General features: G+C 50.8%; 24 protein-coding genes and 2 tRNA genes. 15 read left to right on the forward strand and 11 right to left on the reverse strand.

Annotated features, from left to right (window positions below):
• Positions 1-10 precede the first annotated feature (10 nt).
• The 3 genes from csy3 to WFN61_RS04715 all read left to right on the forward strand — a co-directional run bounded on the left by csy3 (position 11) and on the right by WFN61_RS04715 (position 2,252).
• Entirely contained in the window at positions 11-1,009 is a 999-nt protein-coding gene (csy3, locus tag WFN61_RS04705; protein ID WP_144812042.1) for a type I-F CRISPR-associated protein Csy3, read from the forward strand.
• Between the two features lie 9 nt (positions 1,010-1,018).
• A complete protein-coding gene (gene cas6f / locus WFN61_RS04710; protein ID WP_312282103.1) occupies positions 1,019-1,591 on the forward strand; it encodes a type I-F CRISPR-associated endoribonuclease Cas6/Csy4 in 573 nt (190 codons plus the stop codon).
• Positions 1,592-2,078: 487 nt separating this feature from the next.
• Positions 2,079-2,252 carry a GnsA/GnsB family addiction module toxin gene (locus tag WFN61_RS04715; protein ID WP_144812034.1) on the forward strand — a complete coding sequence of 58 codons (174 nt, stop codon included), beginning with the start codon at positions 2,079-2,081 and terminating at the stop codon, positions 2,250-2,252.
• 148 nt (positions 2,253-2,400) lie between these two features.
• On the opposite strand, the gene cspE is transcribed toward WFN61_RS04715, so the two are convergent.
• Entirely contained in the window at positions 2,401-2,613 is a 213-nt protein-coding gene (gene cspE / locus WFN61_RS04720; protein ID WP_144812031.1) for a transcription antiterminator/RNA stability regulator CspE, read from the reverse strand.
• A 537-nt stretch (positions 2,614-3,150) separates the two neighbouring features.
• Between cspE and sufA the strand changes: the two genes are divergently transcribed.
• From sufA to ldtE, 7 genes are all read left to right on the forward strand, one after another.
• A complete protein-coding gene (gene sufA, locus WFN61_RS04725) occupies positions 3,151-3,519 on the forward strand; it encodes a Fe-S cluster assembly scaffold SufA (protein ID WP_042394773.1) in 369 nt (122 codons plus the stop codon).
• An 8-nt stretch (positions 3,520-3,527) separates the two neighbouring features.
• The gene (gene sufB, locus WFN61_RS04730) at positions 3,528-5,027 is read left to right on the forward strand and encodes a Fe-S cluster assembly protein SufB (RefSeq protein ID WP_144812027.1); all 1,500 of its coding nucleotides are present in this window, start codon (positions 3,528-3,530) and stop codon (positions 5,025-5,027) included.
• Positions 5,028-5,044: 17 nt separating this feature from the next.
• Positions 5,045-5,791 carry a Fe-S cluster assembly ATPase SufC gene (gene sufC, locus WFN61_RS04735; RefSeq protein ID WP_144812023.1) on the forward strand — a complete coding sequence of 249 codons (747 nt, stop codon included), beginning with the start codon at positions 5,045-5,047 and terminating at the stop codon, positions 5,789-5,791.
• The gene (sufD, locus tag WFN61_RS04740; protein ID WP_337037941.1) at positions 5,766-7,037 is read left to right on the forward strand and encodes a Fe-S cluster assembly protein SufD; all 1,272 of its coding nucleotides are present in this window, start codon (positions 5,766-5,768) and stop codon (positions 7,035-7,037) included. The genes sufC and sufD overlap by 26 nt, the downstream gene beginning before the upstream one ends.
• Complete coding sequence (gene sufS, locus WFN61_RS04745) at positions 7,034-8,254, forward strand: cysteine desulfurase SufS (RefSeq protein WP_144812016.1); 1,221 nt, start codon at positions 7,034-7,036, stop codon at positions 8,252-8,254. The genes sufD and sufS overlap by 4 nt, the downstream gene beginning before the upstream one ends.
• A gap of 13 nt (positions 8,255-8,267) precedes the next feature.
• Positions 8,268-8,684, forward strand: a complete 417-nt coding sequence (gene sufE / locus WFN61_RS04750; RefSeq protein ID WP_042394762.1) for a cysteine desulfuration protein SufE — start codon at positions 8,268-8,270, stop codon at positions 8,682-8,684.
• Positions 8,685-8,783: 99 nt separating this feature from the next.
• A complete protein-coding gene (gene ldtE / locus WFN61_RS04755) occupies positions 8,784-9,803 on the forward strand; it encodes a L,D-transpeptidase LdtE (protein ID WP_337037945.1) in 1,020 nt (339 codons plus the stop codon).
• A gap of 68 nt (positions 9,804-9,871) precedes the next feature.
• On the opposite strand, the gene WFN61_RS04760 is transcribed toward ldtE, so the two are convergent.
• The 3 genes from WFN61_RS04760 to ynhH form a co-directional block, all read right to left on the reverse strand.
• Complete coding sequence (locus WFN61_RS04760) at positions 9,872-10,108, reverse strand: major outer membrane lipoprotein (protein ID WP_007374746.1); 237 nt, start codon at positions 10,106-10,108, stop codon at positions 9,872-9,874.
• Positions 10,109-10,415: 307 nt separating this feature from the next.
• The gene (pykF, locus tag WFN61_RS04765; protein ID WP_144812009.1) at positions 10,416-11,828 is read right to left on the reverse strand and encodes a pyruvate kinase PykF; all 1,413 of its coding nucleotides are present in this window, start codon (positions 11,826-11,828) and stop codon (positions 10,416-10,418) included.
• Positions 11,829-11,835: 7 nt separating this feature from the next.
• On the reverse strand, positions 11,836-12,087 hold the full coding sequence (ynhH, locus tag WFN61_RS20935; RefSeq protein WP_419555672.1) for a protein YnhH: 252 nt from the start codon (positions 12,085-12,087) through the stop codon (positions 11,836-11,838).
• 245 nt (positions 12,088-12,332) lie between these two features.
• Here ynhH and WFN61_RS04770 point away from each other — a divergent pair, with 245 nt between their 5' ends.
• Entirely contained in the window at positions 12,333-12,695 is a 363-nt protein-coding gene (locus tag WFN61_RS04770) for a YcbK family protein (protein ID WP_312274795.1), read from the forward strand.
• Positions 12,696-12,774: 79 nt separating this feature from the next.
• Here WFN61_RS04770 and WFN61_RS04775 read toward each other — a convergent pair whose 3' ends face one another.
• Positions 12,775-13,626: a LysR family transcriptional regulator gene (locus WFN61_RS04775; RefSeq protein WP_312273855.1), complete on the reverse strand. Its 852-nt coding sequence runs from the start codon at positions 13,624-13,626 to the stop codon at positions 12,775-12,777.
• A 299-nt stretch (positions 13,627-13,925) separates the two neighbouring features.
• On the opposite strand from WFN61_RS04775, the gene WFN61_RS04780 reads away from it, so the two are divergent.
• Entirely contained in the window at positions 13,926-14,264 is a 339-nt protein-coding gene (locus WFN61_RS04780; RefSeq protein WP_337037950.1) for a putative holin, read from the forward strand.
• A gap of 1 nt (position 14,265) precedes the next feature.
• Positions 14,266-14,553 carry a phage holin family protein gene (locus WFN61_RS04785; RefSeq protein WP_144811995.1) on the forward strand — a complete coding sequence of 96 codons (288 nt, stop codon included), beginning with the start codon at positions 14,266-14,268 and terminating at the stop codon, positions 14,551-14,553.
• A 266-nt stretch (positions 14,554-14,819) separates the two neighbouring features.
• Here WFN61_RS04785 and WFN61_RS04790 read toward each other — a convergent pair whose 3' ends face one another.
• On the reverse strand, positions 14,820-15,299 hold the full coding sequence (locus tag WFN61_RS04790; RefSeq protein ID WP_337037953.1) for a GNAT family N-acetyltransferase: 480 nt from the start codon (positions 15,297-15,299) through the stop codon (positions 14,820-14,822).
• A 187-nt stretch (positions 15,300-15,486) separates the two neighbouring features.
• A tRNA-Asn gene (locus tag WFN61_RS04795) sits at positions 15,487-15,562 on the reverse strand.
• A gap of 205 nt (positions 15,563-15,767) precedes the next feature.
• Here WFN61_RS04795 and WFN61_RS04800 point away from each other — a divergent pair.
• Complete coding sequence (locus WFN61_RS04800) at positions 15,768-17,204, forward strand: EmmdR/YeeO family multidrug/toxin efflux MATE transporter (RefSeq protein WP_312273857.1); 1,437 nt, start codon at positions 15,768-15,770, stop codon at positions 17,202-17,204.
• A gap of 121 nt (positions 17,205-17,325) precedes the next feature.
• A tRNA-Asn gene (locus tag WFN61_RS04805) sits at positions 17,326-17,401 on the forward strand.
• Positions 17,402-17,456: 55 nt separating this feature from the next.
• Here the strand turns inward: WFN61_RS04805 and WFN61_RS04810 are convergent.
• The 4 genes from WFN61_RS04810 to WFN61_RS04825 are packed head-to-tail and all read right to left on the reverse strand — an operon-like array spanning position 17,457 to position 22,140.
• Positions 17,457-18,164 (reverse strand): HAD family hydrolase, encoded by a 708-nt coding sequence (locus WFN61_RS04810; RefSeq protein WP_312634118.1) that lies wholly within the window; start codon positions 18,162-18,164, stop codon positions 17,457-17,459.
• A complete protein-coding gene (gene hypF / locus WFN61_RS04815; RefSeq protein ID WP_312634119.1) occupies positions 18,157-20,535 on the reverse strand; it encodes a carbamoyltransferase HypF in 2,379 nt (792 codons plus the stop codon). The genes WFN61_RS04810 and hypF overlap by 8 nt, the downstream gene beginning before the upstream one ends.
• Positions 20,507-21,544: a hydrogenase expression/formation protein HypE gene (hypE, locus tag WFN61_RS04820; RefSeq protein WP_337037955.1), complete on the reverse strand. Its 1,038-nt coding sequence runs from the start codon at positions 21,542-21,544 to the stop codon at positions 20,507-20,509. Before hypE ends, hypF begins: the two co-directional genes overlap by 29 nt.
• Complete coding sequence (locus tag WFN61_RS04825; protein WP_257757387.1) at positions 21,541-22,140, reverse strand: cysteine hydrolase; 600 nt, start codon at positions 22,138-22,140, stop codon at positions 21,541-21,543. The genes hypE and WFN61_RS04825 overlap by 4 nt, the downstream gene beginning before the upstream one ends.
• Positions 22,141-22,210: the final 70 nt, after the last annotated feature.

Genomic DNA, 22,210 nt, shown 5'->3' on the forward strand with positions numbered 1-22,210 from the left:
GGACTCAAACATGGCAAAAACGTCTGTTATTAAAACCGCATCGGTTCTTGCGTTTGAACGCAAACTCGCTAATTCAGATGCGGTTCTGTTTTCAGGTAACTGGGGTGGTAATAGTTGGCAACCTGTTCGCGTACAGGAAAAAGCGGTCCGGGGCACGATCTCCAATCGACTAAAGAATGCGCTAACCAGCGATCCGGCAAAGCTAGATGCGGAAATACAAAAAGCGAATTTACAGACAGTAGACGTGGCGTCACTGCCAGCAGACGCTGACACATTAAAAATGTGTTTCTCATTACGTATATTGGGCAACCTTGCAACGCCTTCTGTATGTAACGACAGACCATATCAGGAAGCATTACAAGCGACGATAGAAGGCTATATTTCTGAATTTGGCTTTAATGAGCTGGCACTGCGCTATGCAACAAACCTGGCAAACGGGCGATTCTTATGGCGCAACCGCATCGGAGCCGAGCATATCCGTGTTGTTGTCAAAGGGAGTAGAACCTGGGAGTTCAACGCCCATGATTTTTCACTACGTGATTTCTCAACACGTAATAATGATGATGTGCTGGAGCTTGCCAACGAGATTGCCAGCGGGTTAGCCGGTGAAAGCTTTGTGCTGCTTAACGTTGAAGCATATGTACGTTTAGGGCAGGGCCAGGAAGTATTTCCATCCCAGGAGCTTGTTCTTGACGGCAACAGTAAAAAAGGCAAAGTGCTATATCAGGTAAATGATATTGCTGCGTTGCATTCACAAAAGGTGGGTAATGCGCTGCGCACGATTGATACGTGGCATCTACTTGCTGACTCACTTGGGGCTATCGCCGTTGAGCCTTATGGTTCGGTAACCAGCCGCGGGATCGCCTGCCGGCAGCCAAAAGATAAACTCGATTTTTATACGCTTCTCGATAAGTGGGTCACCGAAGGTGATATACCCTCCGAACGTCAACAACATTTTGTCATGGCGGTACTGATTCGTGGCGGTGTGTTTGGTGAAAAAGCAGAATAAGGAGAGGCGATGGAAAGCTATCAAGATATTTGTCTGCTGGCTGACCCGGAATTTACAGAGCAAACGCTTATGTCAGCGCTGTTTATGAAGATGCATCTGGCTCTTAGCGCACGTAAAAAAGGAGATATAGGTGTGAGCTTTCCTGAACATGCGAAAACACCCGGTGCGGTGCTTCGTTTACATGGTCATCAGGAAATACTGGTTGAGCTGGAGACAACACAATGGTTAGCAGGCTTAAGTGATTACTGCATAGTAAAGCCCATCTCCGCTGTGCCTGATGTAGTTGGCTGGAGAACAGTCAGCCGGGTACAGGTCAAAAGTAGTAGTGAGCGGCTCATGCGCCGCTCTGTAAGCAAAGGGTGGTTAACCGAGGCGGAGGCCGCCCAGCAGCTTATAGAGCGACGAAACCAGCATTGCGATTTGCCTTTTATCCAGCTGAAAAGTCACTCTACTGGTCAGCACTTTAGGTTATTTATCTGCCACGGTAACATCCAGAATAACCCTACAGCAGGCACATTCGGCAGCTATGGCTTAAGCACGGTAACAACCATTCCATGGTTCAAGGCTGACGCAATCGGATAAACGAGGGGAAGCAGAAGCGTAGCAGAGAACAGTCAGGCCTCTAATGAGGCCTGAATCAAGCTACTTTGTTCCATCGCCGTCTTTTCGGGATGATCGTTTTGACAGTGAATGGTAGTCCGCAAACGGAACAGACGGTTCCCTGAGGGCAGCTTTTGTCGGGGCAAAAAGTCGTGAAGAGAAACTTAGCGCCATTGCAGACGGGACACTTAAATTTGATGTTGGGGATAACCCCTCCAGCCCGTTGAAGGTGATCTCTACCTTAGCACCTTTTTAAACATTTACCGATAAATGATTAAATATTGCTTAACTATTCCTGCGCACTGCTAGTGGCATTGGCCCCCTGACAAGGCAAAACCCATCAATAACTGTGAAGATTCTTAAACGTCAGCAAGGATCTTAGCCATAATTTATAATTAGTTATGTAGCCTCTGTAGGCCAGTTATCCTGCTGGTGCATTTGTGGCTTAGAAAAATCAGAGGAGGTTAGGATGAACATTGACGATCAGAAACAAAAGGCCGAAGCGGAAATAGCGGCTCTCATTGCCAAAAAAATTGCTGAGTTACGTAAAAAGTCAGGACAGGAAGTGGCTGAGATTGAGTTTGTTGCTAACGAAACGATGACGGGTCTTGAAGGTTACGAGGTTAAAATTAAGCTGATTTAAGGAAGGCTTTGAAATGTTTGCTTTAGCGGCATTTTAACGGTAATAAAAAACCCGCACAGGGCGGGTTTATTTTTATTATCAGCAGAGCTTAACTGCTCAGGCTATCGCCTTCATCGCTGTCGTAAACGGCGCTGATAACCAGCGCAGATTACAGCGCTGTGACGTTGCCAGCCGCAGGGCCTTTAGCGCCATTTTCAATGGTGAAGGAGACTTGCTGGCCTTCATCAAGCGTTTTGTAGTTATCACCCTGGATAGCAGAGAAGTGTACGAATACATCTTTGCTGCCGTCGTTCGGGGTGATGAAACCAAAACCTTTATCTGCGTTAAACCATTTTACTAAACCAGTCATTTTATTAGACATAGATACTTCCTTAATTAATGAGCCACTAAGCGTGGCGATGATGGCCTGTATTTAGAGAGTGACTTATTTGGCACTTAGGAGGAGGCTCATGAAGAAGGGTATCTTTAGATAACACTTGAACTGAGGACTGCTTTACTAAAACTGCTTTCATAAGGTCTGTTTTCCAAACCGATGAAGGCATTAGGCCACACGGGAATTAATTGCGCAATGTTTATATTTTTTTATTTTAAGCGCTTAAATGCCCAGATGGCTGCATGGCTGGCAACTTTTTTACCGCTAATCGCATAAATAGGTATTACCTATGCATGTTTCAAATTTGACTCTTCATTAGCCGTTTTTTATAAAATAAGCATAAAATTCAATCTATTATTAGCTGGCATCCTTTCGTGTTAAGCCTGGCAGCAGGGTCTATGCTTAATAGAAGTGTACAAAAAGGGCCTTTAACGCGAATAACCCTGCGGATTAGAGGTTGAAGTGATAATCATTATCACTAACATAGCGTTATGTCCTGCTGACGTCATCATGTGAGGTAGACCTATGGAATTGCATTCAGGGACTTTCGATCCAAACAATCCTGGCTGGCAGGGTTTGATTCTGACCCCTGCAGCGGCGGAGCACATTCGCGCCCTGACCAGTAAGCAGCCCGAGCTGCGCGGCGTACGTCTTGGCATCAAACAGACGGGCTGCGCAGGGTTTGGCTATGTACTGGATACCGTGACCGAACCTGCGGAAGACGATCTGCTCTTTGAGCGCGACGGCGCACACCTGTATGTTCCCTTACAGGCCATGCCGTTTATTGATGGAACCACCGTCGACTATGTGCGCGAAGGATTAAACCAGATATTTAAATTTTATAATCCGAAAGCTCAGCACGAATGCGGCTGTGGTGAAAGCTTTGGGGTATAGGCGGTACTATGTCTCGTAATGTTGAGTCTCATAAAACTGAAGCAATGGACGATGTCCAGACCTGGTCAGGCCCCCTTAACTATAAAGAGGGCTTTTTTACCCGGTTACAGACCGACGAGATGGCCCACGGCATCAATGAAGATGTGGTGCGGGCTATTTCGGCCAAACGAAATGAACCTGAATGGATGCTTGAGTTCCGCCTGAATGCGTTTCGGGCCTGGCTGACCATGGAGGAGCCGCACTGGCTCAAGGCTCACTATGACAAGCTCAACTACCAGGATTACAGCTACTACTCCGCGCCCTCTTGCGGAAACTGCGACGATACCTGCGCGTCTGAGCCGGGAGCGGTTCAGCAGACCGGCGCGAATGCCTTCCTGACCAATGAAGTCGAAGAGGCGTTTAATCAGCTGGGTGTACCGGTGCGTGAAGGGCGCGAGGTGGCGGTGGACGCCATCTTTGACTCCGTTTCGGTGGCGACAACCTATCGGGAGAAACTGTCGGAGCAGGGGATTATCTTCTGCTCTTTCGGTGAGGCTATCCACGATCACCCCGAGCTGGTGAAGAAATACCTCGGTACGGTCGTACCCGGCAACGATAACTTCTTTGCCGCCCTGAACGCGGCCGTCGCCTCCGATGGCACCTTCATCTACGTGCCGAAAGGCGTGCACTGCCCGATGGAGCTCTCAACCTATTTCCGTATCAATGCGGAGAAAACGGGTCAGTTCGAGCGTACCATTCTGGTAGCCGATGAGGGTAGCTATGTGAGCTATATTGAGGGCTGCTCGGCACCGGTGCGCGATAGCTATCAGCTTCATGCTGCGGTAGTAGAGGTGATCATCCATAAAGACGCGGAGGTGAAATACTCCACCGTGCAGAACTGGTTCCCGGGGGATAACAATACCGGCGGTATTCTGAACTTCGTGACCAAGCGTGCGCTGTGTGAAGGTGAAAACAGCAAAATGTCCTGGACGCAGTCTGAAACCGGCTCGGCGATCACCTGGAAATACCCCAGCGTTATCCTGCGCGGCGATAACTCTATCGGCGAATTCTACTCCGTGGCGCTGACTAGCGGCCACCAGCAGGCTGATACCGGCACCAAGATGATCCACATTGGTAAGAACACCAGGTCGACGATCATCTCGAAGGGGATCTCGGCGGGGCAAAGCCAGAACAGCTATCGCGGGCTGGTGAAAATCATGCCGACAGCCACCAACGCACGTAACTTTACCCAGTGTGACTCAATGCTGATTGGACCTGACTGTGGGGCGCACACCTTCCCCTATGTGGAATGCCGCAACAACAGCGCTCAGCTAGAGCATGAGGCGACCACCTCGCGCATTGGTGAGGATCAGCTCTTCTACTGCCTGCAGCGCGGCATTAGCGAAGAGGATGCGATTTCCATGATTGTTAACGGCTTCTGTAAAGATGTCTTCTCCGAGCTGCCGCTGGAGTTTGCCGTAGAAGCACAAAAACTGCTGGCAATTAGCCTTGAACACAGCGTCGGTTAAGGAATAAGGGAATCCCTATGTTAAGTATTAAAGATTTACAGGTATCCGTTGAAGATAAAGAGATCCTGCGCGGTCTGAGCCTCGAGGTTCGGCCCGGCGAGGTACATGCCATTATGGGACCCAACGGCTCCGGTAAAAGCACGCTGTCGGCGACCCTGGCCGGGCGGGAAGATTATGAAGTCACCGGCGGCAGCGTTGAGTTTAAAGGTAAAGATCTGCTGGAGCTGGATCCCGAGGAGCGCGCAGGCGAGGGCGTCTTTATGGCGTTTCAGTATCCGGTGGAGATCCCCGGCGTCAGCAATCAGTTCTTCCTGCAGACCGCCCTTAACGCCGTGCGCAAGCACCGGGGTCAGGAGGAGCTGGACCGTTTCGACTTCCAGGATCTGATGGAAGAGAAGATCAAGCTGCTGAAGATGCCGGAAGATCTGCTCACGCGTTCGGTCAACGTTGGCTTCTCCGGCGGTGAAAAGAAGCGCAATGACATTTTGCAGATGGCGGTGCTTGAGCCTGAGCTGTGCATTCTTGATGAAACGGACTCCGGCCTGGACATTGACGCGCTGAAGATTGTCGCTGAGGGTGTGAACTCCCTGCGCGACGACAAGCGCGCCTTTATCATCGTGACGCACTACCAGCGCATCCTTGACTACATCAAACCGGATTACGTGCATGTCCTTTATCAGGGCCGCATTGTGAAATCAGGCGATTTTACGCTGGTCAAACAGCTGGAGGAGCAGGGCTATGGCTGGCTTACAGAACAGCAGTAACGCGCTGCAGCAGTGGCATCATCTGTTTGAAGCTCAGGGCGGGAACCGTTCTGAGCAGGCCCAACAGCACCTGCAGCAGATGCTGCGTCTTGGCCTGCCGACGCGCAAACATGAGGACTGGAAATATACGGCCCTCGACGGTCTGTTGAAGCACCAGTTTGTCGCGAAAAGCAGCCACGTCAGCGCAGAGCAGCGCGATGCCCTGGCGCTGCCGATAGATGCGCTGCGGCTGGTATTCGTCGACGGACAGTTTGATGCTGATCTTAGCGACAGCCTCGACGGCAGCGGGTATAGCGTATCGATCAACGATGAGCGCAGCGCATTGCCCGCGCCGGTGCAGCCAGAGGTGTTTTTACATCTCACTGAAAGCCTGTCAACGAGCGTGACGCATATTCACGTGGCGCGTAATCAACGGCCCTCTAAGCCGCTGCTGTTGATGCACATTACCCAGGGGCTGGACGGGGACGAAATGAATACTGTCCACTACCGGCACCATATTGAGCTGGCAGAGAGCGCTGAGGCCACCCTCTATGAGCACTACGTCAGTCTCAACGACAGGGGACATTTTACCGGCTCACGCCTGACGATGAACGTCGGGGCCAACGCGCAGCTGCACCATGTGAAGCTGGCTTTTGAGAACGCGGGTAGCTACCACTTTGCCCATAACGATCTCTTTATGGCCGCCGATGCCGCTGCCTGGAGCCACAGTTTTCTGCTCGGCGGGGCCGTGCTGCGCCACCATACCAGCACCCAGCTTAACGGTGAAAATACCACTCTGCGCATCAATAGCCTGGTGATGCCGGTGAATAACGAAGTATGTGATACCCGTACCTGGCTTGAGCACAACAAAGGCTTCTGTAACAGCCGCCAGCTGCACAAAACCATCGTTAGTGACAAAGGCCGCGCGGTGTTTAACGGCATGATCAACGTGGCTCAGCACGCCATTAAAACCGACGGGCAGATGACCAATAATAATCTGCTGCTGGGCCGGCTGGCGGAGGTCGATACCAAGCCGCAGCTGGAGATCTATGCCGACGACGTGAAGTGTAGCCACGGTGCAACCGTTGGCCGCATTGATGATGAACAGATGTTTTACCTGCGCTCACGCGGCATTGAGCAACAGGCCGCGCAGCAGATGATTATCTACGCCTTTGCCGCTGAACTGACGGAAGCCATCAGTGACGAGGCGCTTAAGCAGCAGGTGTTGAGCCGTATTGGTCAGCGCCTTGCAGGGGGCAACGCATGAGTTATTCCGTGAGCGATGTGCGGGCAGATTTCCCCGTCCTGTCGCGTGAAGTGAATGGCGTGCCGCTGGCGTATCTGGACAGCGCTGCCAGCGCGCAGAAACCCAATCAGGTTATCGACGCCGAGGCCGAGTTCTATCGTCACGGTTATGCGGCCGTGCATCGGGGGATCCATACCCTGAGCGCGGAGGCAACGCAGCGGATGGAGAACGTACGCGCCCAGGCGGCCGGTTTCCTGAATGCCCGGTCAGCAGAGGAGCTCGTCTTTGTCCGCGGCACCACCGAAGCGATTAACCTTGTGGCTAACAGCTGGGGCAGCAGCCAGATCCGCGCCGGGGACAACATCATCATTACGATGATGGAGCACCATGCCAATATCGTGCCGTGGCAGATGCTGTGTGAGCGTACCGGTGCTGAGCTACGGGTCATCCCGCTCAATCCCGACGGGACGCTGCAGCTGGACGTCTGGCGCGAGCTGCTTGACGATCGCACCCGCCTGTTGGCAATTACCCAGGTGTCTAACGTGCTGGGCACAGAAAACCCCATCGCCGAGATGACTGCGCTTGCTCACCAGCATGGTGCTAAGGTGCTGGTGGACGGTGCTCAGGCGGTGATCCACCATACCGTTGACGTCCAGGCGCTGGACTGCGACTTCTATGCCTTTTCCGCGCATAAGCTCTACGGGCCTACCGGTATCGGCATTCTGTATGTCAAAGAGGATATCCTTCAGGCTATGCCGCCGTGGGAAGGGGGCGGGTCAATGATCGCGACCGTCAGCCTGACCGACGGCACGACCTATGCCCGCGCGCCGTGGCGCTTTGAGGCCGGTACGCCGAATACCGGGGGGATTATCGCTCTCGGTGCCGCCATCGAGTACGTTAGCACGCTGGGTCTCGATAACATCCAGGCTTACGAGCAATCTCTAATGAGGTATGCGCTGGCTGAGATGGCCACCGTGCCGGATATCACTCTGTACGGTCCCGCGCAGCGTCAGGGCGTCATTGCGTTCAATTTAGGTAAGCATCACGCCTATGACGTCGGAAGCTTCCTCGATAATTACGGCGTGGCGGTGCGTACCGGTCATCACTGTGCGATGCCGCTGATGGCGTTTTATAACGTTCCAGCCATGTGTCGTGCATCGCTGGCTATTTACAATACGCAGGAAGAGGTGGATCGTCTGGTAGCCGGGCTGAAACGCATTCATCAGCTGCTGGGCTAACAAAGGAGCGGTTATGGCTGAATTACCCGATAAAGAGCGGCTGCTGCGTAACTTTACGCGCTGCGCTAACTGGGAAGAGAAGTATCTGTATATTATCGAGCTGGGCCAGCGTCTGCCTGCCTTGAGCGAGCAGGCGCACAGCGCAGAAAACACGATTCAGGGCTGTCAGAGCCAGGTCTGGATCGTAATGCAGCAAAATGAGAGCGGCATTATTGAACTACAGGGCGATAGCGACGCGGCCATTGTAAAAGGCCTGATTGCCGTCGTCTTTATTCTCTATCAGCAGATGACGGCGCAGGATATTGTCGCTTTTGACGTCCGCCCGTGGTTTGAAAAAATGGCCCTTGCCCAGCATTTGACCCCCTCTCGCTCCCAGGGACTGGAAGCGATGATCCGCGCAATTCGTAACAAAGCCGCCAACATTAGCTAAACTGTTTTTATAGCTTTCATCCTGTTACGCGAGGTGACTTTTCTCCTCGCGTAATTTTCAGCTTTCTGGCGCTGGGCCAGTGAATACGGGAAACTCTGTATGAAACGCGCGTCTCTAATAACAGTGAGCATTATCAGCGCATTTAGCGCTATTCAAACTGCCCAGGCAGCAGACTATTTACTGCCGCCGCCGGGTAGCCGTCTTATCGGTCAAAACCAGACCTATACCGTGCAGCCTCAGGATCGTAATCTTCAGGCGATCGGTCGTCACTTCGACACGCCTGCGATGTTGCTTATTGAAGCTAACAACACCATCGCGCCTGTACCAAGGCCTGGCACGGTGATGACCATCCCTACGCAGATGCTGCTGCCGGATACGCCTCGGGAGGGGATAGTGGTCAATCTGGCCGAACTACGGCTCTATTTCTATCCGCCGGGTGAAAACAGCGTCCAGGTTTACCCTATCGGCATCGGCCAGCAGGGGCTTGAAACACCCGTCACGCTGACCAGGATAAGCCAGAAGATACCCAACCCTACCTGGACACCACCTGCGGGCATACGGGCGCGCTCGCTTGCCAAAGGCATTACACTACCCGCCGTAGTCCCTGCCGGGCCAAATAACCCGCTGGGACGCTTTGCGCTGCGTTTGGCAGAGGGAAGGGGTGAGTACCTGATCCATGGTACCAGCGCGCCTGACAGCGTTGGGCTACGCGTCAGCTCTGGCTGTATCCGTATGGCTGCACCCGATATCCAGGCGCTCTTCTCTCAAGCCTCTACGGGCATGCCGGTACGTATTATCAATGAGCCGGTGAAGTACTCCGTTGAGCCTGACGGCAAGCAGTATATTGAGGTGCATCGCCCGCTCTCGCAGCAGCCAGAGGAGAACACGCAAACCGTGCCAATCACTCTGACAGCGACCTTTAGCGACGCTATTCGTCAGGCGGGAGGCGATCAATCCGCAGTTGATAAAGCCATGCTGCGGCGTGCAGGGTATCCGGTGAACGTACCGGTTGCAAAGGGCGCATCTGGCCCGGCGGCGGTGCTGTCAGCACACAATAGCCAGACGCCGTCAGTGACCGGAGCAGAGAGCGAAGGGGCGGGAGTAACAATGACACAGTAGTCAGAAGGCGACTGAATGACAGGCAAAAAAAATGGCGCACACTGTGCGCCATTTTATTACAGGAACTCTTACTTACGGTAAGAGTGAGCCTGGTTGTCCAGACGCTGGTTAGCGCGAGCTGCGTCGTCTTTAGCAGCCTGAACGTCAGAACGGATTGCGTTCACGTCGTTGCTCAGCTGGTCAACTTTAGCGTTCAGAGTCTGAACGTCAGAAGACAGCTGGTCGATTTTAGCGTTGCTGGAGCAACCTGCCAGCAGAGTAGAACCCAGGATTACCGCGCCCAGTACCAGTTTAGTACGATTCATTATTAATACCCTCTAGATTGAGTTAATCTCCATGTAGCGTTACAAGTATTACACAAACTTTTTTATGTTGAGAATATTTTTTTGCTGGGAATACACCTAAATTTGATCGTTCGCTCAAAGATGCACCGACTTTGGCGAAAATGGTAAAAAAGCTGTGTGAAAACAGACCATTTTCATCGGATATATCTTATGAAATACGACGTTAAATAGTCTAATCCGATTTGCATTCCTAATGAGAGGGTCTCTGGGGGAATAAAAAAAGCGCCCGGAAGGCGCTTTTAGTGCAAATTAATAGAGCTGTTAATAATTACAGTACATGCACAGATGCTGTATTAGTTGTACCGCTCGGAACCAGCGCACCGGAAACCATTACAACCACGTCGCCTTTCTGCGCCAGGCCGCTCGCCAGGGCGATCTCTTTACCCTGCAGGTAGAAATCATCCGTAGAGGCGATCTCGTTCACCAGCTGCGCGACAACGCCTTTGCTCAGCACCAGCTGACGAGCGGTCAGTTCGTTAGTGGTCAGCGCCAGAATGGTGGCATCCGGGAAGTATTTACGTACCGCGCGGGCAGATTTACCACCCTGGGTTGCGACCACGATCAGCGGTGCTTCCAGTTTTTCAGCGGTTTCTACCGCACCACGGCAAACGGCTTCGGTGATACGCAGCTTGCGGCTGTCGTTGTTGAAGTCCAGACGGCTGGTCATCACGCGGTCTGTACGCTCACAGATGGTCGCCATGATGGTCACTGCTTCCAGCGGGTACTTACCCTTAGCCGACTCACCGGAGAGCATCACAGCATCGGTACCGTCGAGGATGGCGTTGGCGACGTCGCCAGCTTCAGCGCGAGTCGGACGCGGGTTCTTGATCATGGAATCCAGCATCTGGGTGGCGGTGATCACCACTTTACGTGCACGGATACATTTTTCGATCATCATCTTCTGGGCGAAGATCACCTCTTCAACCGGGATCTCAACGCCCAGGTCGCCACGGGCAACCATGATGCCGTCAGAGGCTTCGAGGATTTCGTCGAAGTTGTTCAGACCTTCCTGGTTTTCAATCTTGGAGATGATCTGAATGTTTTCGCCGCCGTGCGCCTTCAGGTGCTCACGAATTTCAACTACGTCGGAACGTTTACGGATAAAGGACGCTGCAACAAAGTCAACGCCTTGCTCGCAACCGAAGATCAGATCCTGTTTGTCTTTTTCCGCAAGGGCAGGCAGGGCGATAGAGACGCCCGGCAGGTTAACACCTTTGTTTTCGCCGAGGTCGCCGTTGTTCAGCACTTTACAAACAACGTTGTTGCCTTCGATAGCGGTCACTTCCATACCGATCAGGCCATCGTCAACCAGCACGGTGTTGCCAACCGCGAGGTCAGTGGTGAAACCTTCATAGGTCACAGCAACGATGTCGCTGTTACCAACAACGGATTTATCGGTAGTGAAGGTGAAGGTCTGGCCCGCTTTCAGGGAGACGTCGTTACCGCCTTCCAGTTTAATGGTGCGAATTTCCGGCCCTTTGGTATCCAGCAAAATCGCGGCTTTTTTACCGGTTTTGCTCATCACGTTGCGCAGGTTCTGGATGCGCTGACCGTGTTCTGCATAGTCACCGTGAGAGAAGTTGAGACGCATGACGTTCATGCCGGCGTCCAGCATCTTGGTTAACATCTCTTCGGATTCGGTTTTCGGGCCGATGGTGCAAACAATTTTGGTCTTTTTCATGACAGTCTTAGTCTTTAAGTTGTGAAGGATAGGAGAATAGTGCTCCGGGGGCGCACCACCGCGGAGTCAAACCTGTGTTGCGAAAGCTGCGATGCCACAGCGTAAGGATAGGTGACATCAAAAGAGCGTGCAGAGTAATGTGTGCTTGAGTTCCAGCCCAAAACGGGAGTATGCGATGTGATAGTTGAATTTTACAGTTCAATGAGCTGAAACCATTCAATAGCGACCAGACACCTATTATACGCTGAAAAGAGAGCAAAAGGAAAATGAAAACAGCGTTTCAAAAAGGTTATGGGCAGTTTCACAACGAAGTGTGACCAAGGTGTTAAGTATTCACATATTGACAAAGTCCCGCTCTGTCCCCTGACCCTGCAACTAAACTGTCTTTTTTTTGCGCTCCTGTTTTTACTTTTCAGCATTTTTAAGTCTGTTCAATATTTAATATTTATTAACGGTTAGTCTGACTTACACCCCTCATTAACGTAGTCTACACCTGGAGAGCCTATGGGAGATATATCTACGCATTTCGATCGTCGGGAGTTTGCTTGCCACTGCGGTTGCGGATTTGCCGCAGTTGATAAGAGACTCAATGAGATACTTGAAGATGTTCGCTGCTATTTTACTATGCCGGTAGTGATAAATTCAGCGTGCCGTTGTCCGGATTATAACCAAAAAATAGGTGGGGCTAAAAAGAGTCAGCATACTAAAGGGATGGCTGCTGATATTAAAGTCATGAATATATCGCCTGACGCCGTGGCGGAATATCTGGAGAGAGTGCACAGTGCATGTTCAATTGGCCGCTATGATACATTTACCCATGTGGATGTTCGTAACATCCCGGCGCATTGGGATAGGCGTAGCAACTAATATTCAATGATGCGTATTTTTTAGATTTTACCGAAGCGAGTGGGCTACTCGCTTCATATGTATAAACAAGCCGATATTCCTAAATGAAAATATTTATGACTCTTTTGATTTGAGCGATATAGTGAGTGCTTTTCTTATTGTTGCCATGATACAAATAAATAATTGGTCGGCGATCTTTTATGGGTAAACAGATGACGCCGTCGACTTTAAACATGGTGGCCATTTTCCTGGTCAGAAATGAACACCCTTTTCCCGTACGTACATTATATAGCAACCCTGTAAGGTTGAAATTGTGTTCAATAAACGTGATGTCAGGCATATGATCTTTAGCCAGAAGATAAAAGCTGCGTTGAAGATAGGAAGTTGAGCGATCTTTCCAGATAAAAATACCGGTTTTATTGTTATTAGACAGGTAATTGTCAGACATGCAGATGACTAACTCATCTCCCTGCCATCTATCAACTTCACAGCTGGCATTAGGGCTAATCTCCCTCAATGATATAACAAGCGTATTTTTGCGTGCTATTTCATCAATGTCATTCAAGTTGACAACATAACGTTCACAATTAAAAGAAATGTTTTCACTTTTCAACGCCATGATAATCTGTTGGTAGAGTAGTTCTGGCATGCTAATATCAAACAGCAGCGTTAGCGGACTTTCATTGCTACCCGAGCGGCATTCGTTTTCAAGGGCCAGTATCATTTCGTAAATAGGCTTACACTTCTGATAATATTCAACGGCAAGGTCCGTTGGTTCAAGACTGTTGTAGGTGCGGTTGAACAGCTTGCCTCCAAGGTAGTCTTCAAGTTCAAAAATTGCCTTGCTCAGGGGAGAACGTGTTATGCAAAGGGCTTCAGCTGCTTTAGCAAAATTGCGCTCCTCCATCGTAACCATAAAATATTTCATTTTTTTAGCAAGTAATACGCCCATTCGGCAATCTCCTGTGAGGCTATAAGAGTAGTGTCAAAACATCGTTCGCTCATCCAAAACCGTATTGCTTTATAATTGTAATGTTATTGATATGTCCATTGTTATCGAACAATAAACATTAAAAATGAGCAGGAAGATGATTACTTTTGGATTAACTTTGCTCTTTTTATGAGCACTATACGGCCGCAATAGCAATATCATTGGCTTTGTCAGCCTAAGGAAGGGCAGGGTTAAGATAATGCAATAATAACTTATTTATAATTACTAATGGCCCAACGCCATCACAGGTCTCAATAATTATGGCTCTCTCAACTATTATTGGCCATGACGCAGATATTTTTATAGCTGCTTTTGCTGGTAGCATTATATTTGTGGTCTCGGCGATCGACTTTGCTGTCTGGGCGCGTATTTTACTGTTTGCCGCATCTATGATCGTTGGCCTTACCTGCTCAGGTTTTTGTGCGCAGCTATTATCCCTGCTAAGTGGTAAGCTATTAGGGTTAGCGCTTGATGTTCCGCCTGGAGTTGGTGCCGTGATAGGTGCCGCAGCAGCGGTACGATTACTCATGTATTTAAGCACCCGTCCGAAAAAGATGGGATCAATTTTCGATCGCGGTTTTGTAAAAGGTAAAAAATAATATGCTTTATTATAGTTATATAATTAATATCCTTGTGGCAGGGATGATAATCGCGAAGATTGTTTTTATCTATGCGACTCGGTCACCTCAGCATCCGGCCTACTCATGGGCAGCATGGACTTTAGCCGTGGCCTGTAGTGCGCTCATCGTCTGGGTTTTTCAAGGGTATTTCAAACTGGCTGAGCTGGCACAGGCCGTTATCAATATTGTTTTCTGCATCGCACTATTTTCTGCCGATGGCGATCTTGCGCTTATGATAAAGGGGCATCGAAGCCAGTCAGACAGGTAACCCCACTTTTACGGGAGTCGTTAATAGCTATCTAACTCATTTTGTGCAGAATCAAACAGCAGATGAGATTATGCTGCCCTGGCTCGATGAATAGCTGCACAGCAACACCTGGCATCATTAAATAAGCGCTAACGTAAATACCATGAGTGTCCCGTTGAGCTTTCAACCGTTAGTTCTGGTATTGTCGCGGGCAAGCATTGACTCAAAACAGCCCAGCCGCTGTTGGGTGCAGCGCTGAGCCTAAAAATAGGGGCCAGATATCTGATTTACGCTTCAGCAAACTTAAGCAGCGCATCGCCATCGAGGCGGTAGCGTACCCACTCGCTCTGCGGAAGCGCGCCGGTGCTGAGGTAAAAATCGATAGAGGGTTTGTTCCAGTCGAGCACGCTCCACTCAAGACGGCCACACTGGCGGGCAACTGCACACTGGGCAATATGCTTCAGCACTGTTTTTCCTGCGCCTCTACCACGGAATTTGGGTGAAACGTAGAGATCTTCCAGATAAATACCGTTTCGGCCGAGCCATGTCGAGTAGCTGGTGAAGAAAACGGCATAGCCCACCGTCTCACCATCAATCTCACAGATTAAGGCTTCGGTTTTACTCTCCGGGCCAAACAACGTTTCGCCGATCTCTTCAGGTGTGGTCACCACCTCTTCCGGCGCTTTTTCATATACTGCCAGCTCATAGATCATGGTGTAGATAGTGTTTGCATCTGTCGGGCGGGCCTGACGAATCGTGATACTCATCCGTTTTCCTGTGATTTATAGCAATAGATCAAATTGATGCTGCCTAGCATAAGCGAAGCGCTCAGCGAGGCACAACAGCGTGGCTAAAAAAGGGATTAATATCGCTGCGCAGTCTGCTGGTGTGAAGAGACAAACTCTGAGGATAGAAAAAAGCAAAAAGCCCGCTAAAAAGCGGGCTTCTTTAATTTGGCTCCTCTGACTGGACTCGAACCAGTGACATACGGATTAACAGTCCGCCGTTCTACCGACTGAACTACAGAGGAATCGTGTGAACGCAGCGAATATTAGCGGCTAAAAAAATTTTGTCAAACGTCATTTGAATCAATGAGGTTCGTCTGCTGCTTCTCTCGCCACTCTGATGTTTTTGGCAACAAAATAGCCGCAAAATACTTTGCAGGATCGGCATTTCTCCCTCATCATTTGAAATGAGGTTTCAACTTTCTCTCTCTCGCACTCTCGCTAAGGTCCATTTTGAACGTCAATGCCGCTCTACGACAGGCCGTCGTACGCACGTCCTGGTATAAAAAACGCAAAAGTTATCGCGTTCTCTTCTGGCGTGAGATCACCCCGCTGGCGATACCCATCTTTCTGGAGAACACCTGCGTACTGCTGATGGGAGTGCTTAGCACCTTTCTGGTCAGCTGGTTAGGTAAAGAGGCGATGGCCGGTGTCGGCCTGGCGGATAGCTTTAATATGGTGGTGATGGCCTTTTTTGCCGCGATCGATCTGGGGACCACCGTCGTGGTCGCCTTCAGCCTGGGCAAACGCGACCGACGGCGCGCAAGAGCAGCAGCGCGGCAGTCGCTGGTGATCATGACCCTCTTTGCCGCCGTGCTGGCGGCGGTGATCCACTACTTTGGCGCGCAGATTATTGATGTCGTTGCAGGGGAGGCGACCCCGCAGGTTAAAGCGCTAGCGCTGACCTATCTGGAACTGACGGTGCTTAGCTATCCGGCGGCAGCGATTGCGCTTATTGGCAGCGGGGCGCTGCGTGGGGCCGGGAATACCAAAATTCCGCTGATGATTAATGGCGGCATGAACATTCTCAATATCATTATCAGCAGCGCGCTGATCTACGGTGTCTTCTCCTGGCCGGGGCTAGGCTTTGCCGGTGCCGGGCTGGGCCTGACGATCTCTCGCTACATCGGCGCGGTGGCGATTATTTGGGTGCTGATGATCGGCTTTAACCCGGCGCTGCGCATCACGCTTAAAAGCTACTTTAAGCCGCTGAACTTTGCCATCGTCTGGGAAGTGATGGGTATTGGCGTCCCGGCAAGCATTGAGTCGGTACTCTTTAACAGCGGCAAGCTGCTGACGCAGATCTTCGTGGCCGGAATGGGGACCAACGTCATCGCCGGTAACTTTATTGCCTTCTCCGTGGCGGCGCTGATCAACCTGCCGGGGAACGCGCTGGGCTCCGCCTCAACAATCATTACCGGCAGGCGGCTGGGTAAAGGGCAGATTGGCCAGGCCGAGCGCCAGCTGCGCCATGTTTTCTGGCTATCGACGATCGGCCTGACCGCTATCGCCTGGTTTAGCGCGCCGTTTGCCGGCCTGCTGGCCTCGTTCTATACCCCGGAACAGGATGTGCAGGAGGTCGTGAAAGTTCTGCTTTGGCTTAACGCGGCCTTTATGCCTATCTGGGCGGCATCGTGGGTGCTGCCGGCGGGGCAGAAGGGGGCTCGTGACGCGCGCTTCGCGATGTGGGTGTCTATGCTCGGCATGTGGGGCTGCCGCGTGGTGGCAGGCTATACATTGGGCGTTGTGCTGGGTATGGGCGTGGTCGGCGTCTGGCTGGGGATGTTCCTCGACTGGGCGGTGCGCGGGGTGTTCTTTTACTGGCGTATGGTCAGCGGTCGCTGGCTGTGGAAGTACCCGCGGGTTAAGCGGCTGGATGGACAGTAACCAGGCGGGCACAACGGATTATTGTGCCACTTGGGGAATTATTGGGCAATCGGTCGATTTTTTTAAATCACCCTTTGACAAGGCCACGCCTCGTCGTTAATATTCGCCCCGTTCACACGATTCCTCTGTAGTTCAGTCGGTAGAACGGCGGACTGTTAATCCGTATGTCACTGGTTCGAGTCCAGTCAGAGGAGCCAAATTAAAGAAGCCCGCTTTTTAGCGGGCTTTTTGCTTTTTGCTGTTTTGATTTCCCTATGGTATGTCAGCTGTCTCCATTACTACTATACAACCTGGGTAAAACGAAACTGCGGCGTTTCCGTCCAGTCGTGGGATGACTTCAACCCTGGTGAAATCGGGGATCGTAAGTCTGGCACCGCACGCCACCAGTTCAACTCCCCCAATGCCAACGCAAAAAGCACCCGCAGCAACAGCTGAGGTCACGCCGCTTCTTGAGTCTTCAAACACAACCGTTTTCCCGGCGGGCATAGCCAGTCGTTCGGCAGCGAGAAGATAGGGATCGGGGAACGGCTTACCTCGCGCCACATCGTCACGTTCGACAACGACAGAGATGCAGGCCTGAACGCCGAGCATGGCCGTTACCCGATCAATTTTCTCTCTCCAGCCGCTGGTCACAATGCCAACCTTGATTCTTGCTGCATCCAGGGCGGTAATCAACTGCGCTACACCAGGGATCGGTTCGTAGTCCGCCGTATTTTCAACATGAATAATATGCGCCTGTACCCTTTCTCGATCCTTCAGCGACAGGTCGCTAAACAGCGCCTGGATAGTATGCGGACCAGGCTGCCCATGAATATGTTTGACAATATCGTCTGCAGATATCATCTTGCCAAACATCTCCGCTGCTTCACGCCAGGCTCTCTCTATTACCGCATTTGAATCGATAAGAACGCCGTCCATATCAAACAGTACGGCTGCTGCACAGGGGATATAATTAGACATGGGCGATTTCCTTGTTATGCGTATCGTATGTTCCAACCAGACTTGAGGCTACGACAACTTGCCCCAATGAAATACCGCCATCATTGGTGGGAACGCGTTGATGGCAGTAAGGATCCAGCCCGGCGGCGTTCAATCTCTCCATGGCATTGATAAGCAGGAATTCATTACAGAATACCCCTCCGCTTAGAACAATCTGCCTGGTATTTGAGCGTGTTGACAGTTGCATACAGACAGCTGTGATCGTCTCTACAATGGTGGAATGAAAGCGCCGGCTCAGTTCAGCCAGGTCCGGACGGACTGACATTAGAGCCAAAACCAGCTCATTTATCATTGGGCGATAATCTATTTCGTAACAGCCATTACGTTCCACAATGTCAACGCTAAAGGGCTGTCCCATCTTAAGATCGCGTTGCAGCAGTGCTTCCAGTTCAATGGCTGCCTGCGCTTCATATTCAATATGCGTGCAGACGCCCATCAATGCGGAGACTCCATCGAAAAGCCTGCCCATACTGCTGGTTACAGGCGCATTGAATTTCCTTGCTGCCATCTTTGCGTATATTGCTCGTTGTTCGAATGATAAACTTCTTAAGCCGGGAAGAGGGTATTCGGGAAGGGATTCACCATAGATCTCGGTTAATAATGAAATAGCCACCCGGACAGGCTCTTTGATCGCGTTATCCCCTCCCGGTAGGGCTATATGACGAAGGTGCGCCGCGCGATCGACGCTTCTCGTATCTCCGATAAGAAATTCGCCTCCCCAAATAGTCCCGTCGATGCCATAACCCGTGCCGTCAAATATTACGCCAATAGTCTTTCCGGATAGCCCATTATCAGCCATGCAGGAAGCCATATGGGCATGATGATGCTGGACCTGAATAACACGACGCTGCGATTGGTTCATTGCGCTCCGCGTTGAGCGAAATGCAGGGTGAAGATCGCAGGCTAACGTCGAGGCCTCAATACCAAGCAGCTTTTGCAGATGATTGATACAGTCGATATGCGATGTAGCGGTAAGATCATTTTTGAGATCGCCAATATGCTGGCTCATGAATACCTTATTGCCTTTAGCAATACTGACGGTGGTTTTTAACTCAGCTCCAAGCGCAACGATCGTGCCCACATCATAGGCAAGGTGGATAGGATAGGGAGCATAGCCACGGGAGCGGCGAAGATATAGGTGAGTACATTTTTCCGTATCACGATGCGCCATGACGCGAACGACGGAGTCATCTATGCGCGTATGAATATCACGATCGTTAAGAATAAAGTAGTCGGCTATACCACCGAGCTGCTCGAGCGCCTGGGCATTATTAAAGACGATGGGATGACCTGAAATATTGCCGCTGGTCATGACCAGTGCGGACAGGCTGGGATCCTCCAGCATCAAATATTGCAGAGGCGTGGAGGGTAACATGATCCCGATATTGGGGTTATGCGGAGCGATGGCCTCAGGAAGTCCAGGCTGGCGTTTGCGTAGTAGTACGATGGGGCGTTCCACGCTCTCCAGCAGTGCTTTTTCATGAAGGCTAATATCGGCAATGCGTAAAGCCTGCTCAATGTCAGCCACCATAACGGCAAAAGGCTTCGCATCTCTGCGTTTACGTATTCTCAACATCTTTACGGCGTTCTCATTATTGCCGTCAACAACAAGGTGAAAACCTCCCAGACTCTTAATGGCGAGAATTGCCCCTTCACGCAATTTTGCTATGGCAAATCTGACGATATCATGGGTATTGATTGGCGTTCCCTTCTGCGAGACCAGTTGCAGCTTAGGGCCACATACGGAACAGGCATTAGGCTGTGCATGATAGCGGCGACTCTCAATGTCATTATATTCACGTTGACAGGCCGGACACATAGCGAAAATGCGCATTGTCGTCTGGGTGCGATCGTAAGGCATCGCTTTTATAATGGAGTAACGCGGCCCACAGTTCGTACAGTTAATAAACGCGTAACGATAGCGGGAGTTGTTTGGATCGCGCATTTCGTTAAGGCAATCCTGACAGACGTTAGAGTCGGGGGGAATAATGGTGTCCATATTCGTTAGCTGGCGGCTCTTACGAATAGTGAATGCCTCATAGCACTGGCCAGGATCTTCTGCTTCTACCTCTTTAATGCTGCTAATTCTGGCCAGCGGCGGTGGACTCAATACCAGCTCATCCATTATGCAGGAAATATTTACCGGTGTTGCTTGTAGCTCAAGCAGCACTCCCTCTGAGTCATTAAGTACCCAGCCTGTGGCGTCAAAAGTTCGCGCCAGCCGGTGAACAAAAGGACGGAACCCCACCCCTTGTACAATACCGCAGATGCGATAACGCCGGGTTTCTCTCGCGTTGGATTGCTCAGCAGAGTCGTGGTAATTCGGCACCATATAGCTCCTCTATAGTCGTCAGGGTCCCATCCGGTTCAATCATGCACACTTTCGCCTCAGGAACTGGCATGACTTCGCCAACGATCGCTGCTTTTTGTCCGAGTGGGTGTGCCTGCAGTAGCATGAGGATTTTTTCTGCGATGTCAGGTTCGACAAATAGACAAAGGCACCCTTCATTGGCAAGATTGATGACATCCACGCTCAGCATATCTGCGGCCATAGCCGCTTCAGGTTGGATCGGTAATGCGCGACGGTCACAGCGAATCTCGTGATTTGCGGCACGGGCGTGTTCATGGAGGACGGCGGAGAGGCCTCCACGCGTCACGTCCCTCATCGAAGCTATTTTTCCTGCAGGAATGGAATCAACGAGCCGCTGGATCAGATGGTTAAGAGGGGCGCAGTCGCTAAGAATATTCCTTTCGAATCCAAGTCCTTCACGCATGGATAACAGGTGAATTGAATGGTTGCCAATATAGCCACTCAGTATAATTTTCTGTCCAGGACGCACGTTTTTAATAGAAAAGACGTTGTTTTCAATAACACCTACGCCGGCGGTGTTGATGAAGATCCGGTCGGCCTCCCCCTTACCGACAACTTTGGTATCGCCAGCAACGATCTTGATCCCTGCCGCAATAGCCGTATCACGTACCGACTTAATAATGGTGTCAAAATCAGACATCAACATTCCAGCCTCAATAATGAGACTGAGCGTCAAGTAGAGTGGGCGTGCTCCACTCACGGCAAGATCGTTGACGGTGCCGCAAACGGCAATTTTACCGATATCGCCGTTGCCAAAAATAAAGGGAGTAACAACAAAAGAGTCCGTTGTGAAGGCAATATGTTGGCAGGGTAGCGTAAGTAAGGCACTATCCTCCATTGTTCCCAGGTAGGTGTCACCAAGAATTGCTGCGATCTTCTCGACCAGTTCGCGGCTGAGACGGGCGCCTGTACCATGATCCAGCACTATCTTCTCAATGGGTCTCTCTACTTGCGTAGGATGCCTGTTCATGAGGCACTCCTTTCACCGCGTTCCGGAAGATCGTTATATCTCTCCAACAGGGAAAGAATTTCAGCGGATGGCGCAACTGTCGCGCAGTAATCCGCAAGCCACTCTAAAGCCCGTGCGGTATCCTCTGCTGAGGGGGCGAAAACGCAATCATTAGGAATCCAGACATTATATCCGCGGAAAAAAGCATCTGCGGCCGTTGTTTGCACACAAACATGTGTTTGCAAACCCGTCACTATGACGGTTTTTACCCCAAGCTGCTGCAACGTTTCGTCAAGATTATTATTAAAGAAACCGCTGTCTCTTCCTTTTACAATTATCAGATCCGAAGGATGATAAATAGCATCAATAATTTGGTTTTCAGGTCTGCCTGCGATGGCGGGAATACCGGCTTCACGATTTTTATAGCGTCGTTGCACTGTGGGATCGTCAGGATCATTAATGAGTTGTAGATGAATGACTGTTTGGTCGAGTTTTCGGATGTTATTAAGAAAGTGATTAAAATCAGCGATTTTTCGGTCCAGTTCTTGAGGTAAGAGGCTGATTTTATAGGTAAACTCGTATTGTAGATCATTGGTGAGAACAGCAACATTTGGCATGATTATATCCCTTTGCATTCATGAAGGTAATTAATTCGGGTAACGATCTTACTGCGATAAGTGAAAATTA

The organism is Pseudescherichia sp. AS216 (assembly GCF_037152055.1).
GTDB lineage: Bacteria > Pseudomonadota > Gammaproteobacteria > Enterobacterales > Enterobacteriaceae > Pseudescherichia.

What these genes read in the sequence shown, in the direction of transcription:
- csy3 (WP_144812042.1), top strand. Translation starts at nt 11, where the DNA reads ATGGCAAAAACGTCTGTTATTAAAACCGCATCGGTTCTTGCGTTTGAA.
- cas6f (WP_312282103.1), top strand. Translation starts at nt 1,019, where the DNA reads ATGGAAAGCTATCAAGATATTTGTCTGCTGGCTGACCCGGAATTTACA.
- WFN61_RS04715 (WP_144812034.1), top strand. Translation starts at nt 2,079, where the DNA reads ATGAACATTGACGATCAGAAACAAAAGGCCGAAGCGGAAATAGCGGCT.
- cspE (WP_144812031.1), bottom strand. Translation starts at nt 2,613, where the DNA reads ATGTCTAATAAAATGACTGGTTTAGTAAAATGGTTTAACGCAGATAAA.
- sufA (WP_042394773.1), top strand. Translation starts at nt 3,151, where the DNA reads ATGGAATTGCATTCAGGGACTTTCGATCCAAACAATCCTGGCTGGCAG.
- sufB (WP_144812027.1), top strand. Translation starts at nt 3,528, where the DNA reads ATGTCTCGTAATGTTGAGTCTCATAAAACTGAAGCAATGGACGATGTC.
- sufC (WP_144812023.1), top strand. Translation starts at nt 5,045, where the DNA reads ATGTTAAGTATTAAAGATTTACAGGTATCCGTTGAAGATAAAGAGATC.
- sufD (WP_337037941.1), top strand. Translation starts at nt 5,766, where the DNA reads ATGGCTGGCTTACAGAACAGCAGTAACGCGCTGCAGCAGTGGCATCAT.
- sufS (WP_144812016.1), top strand. Translation starts at nt 7,034, where the DNA reads ATGAGTTATTCCGTGAGCGATGTGCGGGCAGATTTCCCCGTCCTGTCG.
- sufE (WP_042394762.1), top strand. Translation starts at nt 8,268, where the DNA reads ATGGCTGAATTACCCGATAAAGAGCGGCTGCTGCGTAACTTTACGCGC.
- ldtE (WP_337037945.1), top strand. Translation starts at nt 8,784, where the DNA reads ATGAAACGCGCGTCTCTAATAACAGTGAGCATTATCAGCGCATTTAGC.
- WFN61_RS04760 (WP_007374746.1), bottom strand. Translation starts at nt 10,108, where the DNA reads ATGAATCGTACTAAACTGGTACTGGGCGCGGTAATCCTGGGTTCTACT.
- pykF (WP_144812009.1), bottom strand. Translation starts at nt 11,828, where the DNA reads ATGAAAAAGACCAAAATTGTTTGCACCATCGGCCCGAAAACCGAATCC.
- WFN61_RS04770 (WP_312274795.1), top strand. Translation starts at nt 12,333, where the DNA reads ATGGGAGATATATCTACGCATTTCGATCGTCGGGAGTTTGCTTGCCAC.
- WFN61_RS04775 (WP_312273855.1), bottom strand. Translation starts at nt 13,626, where the DNA reads ATGGGCGTATTACTTGCTAAAAAAATGAAATATTTTATGGTTACGATG.
- WFN61_RS04780 (WP_337037950.1), top strand. Translation starts at nt 13,926, where the DNA reads ATGGCTCTCTCAACTATTATTGGCCATGACGCAGATATTTTTATAGCT.
- WFN61_RS04785 (WP_144811995.1), top strand. Translation starts at nt 14,266, where the DNA reads ATGCTTTATTATAGTTATATAATTAATATCCTTGTGGCAGGGATGATA.
- WFN61_RS04790 (WP_337037953.1), bottom strand. Translation starts at nt 15,299, where the DNA reads ATGAGTATCACGATTCGTCAGGCCCGCCCGACAGATGCAAACACTATC.
- WFN61_RS04810 (WP_312634118.1), bottom strand. Translation starts at nt 18,164, where the DNA reads ATGTCTAATTATATCCCCTGTGCAGCAGCCGTACTGTTTGATATGGAC.
- hypF (WP_312634119.1), bottom strand. Translation starts at nt 20,535, where the DNA reads ATGGTGCCGAATTACCACGACTCTGCTGAGCAATCCAACGCGAGAGAA.
- hypE (WP_337037955.1), bottom strand. Translation starts at nt 21,544, where the DNA reads ATGAACAGGCATCCTACGCAAGTAGAGAGACCCATTGAGAAGATAGTG.
- WFN61_RS04825 (WP_257757387.1), bottom strand. Translation starts at nt 22,140, where the DNA reads ATGCCAAATGTTGCTGTTCTCACCAATGATCTACAATACGAGTTTACC.